Annotated in this window: 2 protein-coding genes and 1 pseudogene; all 3 read right to left on the bottom strand. The window is 63.3% G+C overall.

Going from position 1 to position 1,710, the window contains the following annotated elements:
- Positions 1-476: pseudogene (locus tag Q0L57_RS14505) on the bottom strand (ABC transporter permease); the annotation flags it as partial.
- Positions 476-1,345 carry an ABC transporter permease gene (locus Q0L57_RS14500; protein ID WP_296743696.1) on the bottom strand — a complete coding sequence of 290 codons (870 nt, stop codon included), beginning with the start codon at positions 1,343-1,345 and terminating at the stop codon, positions 476-478. The gene Q0L57_RS14500 and the pseudogene Q0L57_RS14505, both read right to left, overlap by 1 nt.
- Positions 1,346-1,374: 29 nt before the next feature.
- A partial coding sequence (locus tag Q0L57_RS14495) for an extracellular solute-binding protein (protein WP_296743694.1) occupies positions 1,375-1,710 on the bottom strand: 336 nt, incomplete at its 5' end.

Here is a 1,710-nt window from a genome sequence, read left to right as displayed (position 1 = left end):
GCGAAAGTCTGCAGCCGCGCCGACACGACGACGATCACGTAAGGCAGCGCCAGCGCGACGTGGCCGAGCAGGATGGCGAACAGCCCGCGGCCGATGCCGATGCCGAAGAAGAAGATCAGCATCGCCGTGCCGGTGATCAGCCACGGAATGGCGATCGGCGGGAAGAGCAGCGCCTGCAGGACTTTCTTGCCGCGGAATTCGTAGCGGTAGAGCGCCAGAGACGCCATGGAGCCGATCACAGTGCAGATGATCGTCGTGATGACAGCGATCTCGAGGCTGTTCCAGGTCGCCGAGATCAGCTGGTCGTTCTGCCAGAGCGAGGCGTACCAGTCCGTCGTCCACTCGAACGGCAGCTGATAGAAGGGCGAGGCGTTGAACGACATCAGCGCCATGATGATGATCGGCAGATAGAGGAAGGCGAGCAGAAGGGCGACGTAAAACCGGCCAAGCCATTCGAGGATGCGTGTCACAGCCATCAGCTGGCCCTCCGCAAGACCGGCGAAGCCACCGCCAGGATGATCAGCACCACGGCCAGCAGGATGAAGGAGAGCGCGGCGCCAAGCGGCCAGTTGAAGACGGCGACGAACTGGTCTTCGATGACGGTGCCGTAGAATGTGCCGGTGCGGCCGCCGAGGATGCGCGGCTCCATGAAGGAACCGACCACCGGCACGAAGATCAGGGCCGCGCCCGCGATCAGGCCCGGCATCGATAGTGGAATGATCACCCGCCACAGCACCTGCCGCCGCGAGGCGCCGAGCGACCGCCCGGCCTCGATCAGGGAGTCATCGATCGCCTGCAGGGTGAGGTAGCAGGTCAGCACCATGTAGGGCACGTAGGAGTGCACCAAGCCGATGATGACGGCCGGATAGGAATACATCAGGTCGATGTTGATCTTGAACGGCAGCACGGCGTTGAGCGCCGTGTCGAGGATGCCACCCTCGCGCAGCACCATCGCCCAGGAGAAGATGCGCACTAGCCCGTTCGACCAGAACGGCAGGATGACGAGCAGGAAGATCGCCTCGCGGCTGCGGCCCTTGAGCACCTTGGCCAGCACATAGGCCGCTGGATAGCCGATGACGACGCACCAGAGCGTGACTTCCAGGCCGAGCCGCAGCGAGGCGAACAGAAGCGTGGAATAAAGGCTTTGCTGGAAGAAGGCCGCGTAATTGCCGAGCGTGAATGACCATTCCTTCCCGGCCAGCGGCAGGTCGGTCATGAAGGAAAAGAATACCATGGCCGACAGCGGCAGGAAGATCGCCACCGTCAGCCAGAGATAGGCTGGGAGGAGAAGCGGCAGGGCCGGTCTCAGTCCGCGGCGCGGACCGATCGCAGTCTGGTTCGCCATGTTTGCCTCTCCTCCCCGAAAGACGCCTGTTACTTCACGTTGACCTTCAGTTCCTGCCACAGCGCCAGGTACTTCTCGCGCTGCGCATCGGTGATCGGCGCCTGGAACTGGATGCGCTTGGCGACCTCCGGGCTGCCCATGACCTTGCGGTTGAAGGCGTCCTCGGGCAGAGCGTCGACCGCCTTGGTGTTGGCCGAGACCGGCGCACCGACCTTGGTGACCCATTCGACATAGAATTTCGGGTCGATCATGTAGTTGATGAAGGCTTCGGCGCCGGCGACGTTCTTGGAACCGACCGGGATCGAGAAGGCGTCGAGCCAGGCGACGGCGCCTTCCTGCGGGACGACCAGCGAGACAGGCAGCTT

Source organism: Mesorhizobium sp. (assembly GCF_024509055.1).
GTDB lineage: Bacteria > Pseudomonadota > Alphaproteobacteria > Rhizobiales > Rhizobiaceae > Mesorhizobium.
Note: the sequence above shows the minus strand (reverse complement) of the source record. Positions and strands in the feature narration are given on the sequence as shown.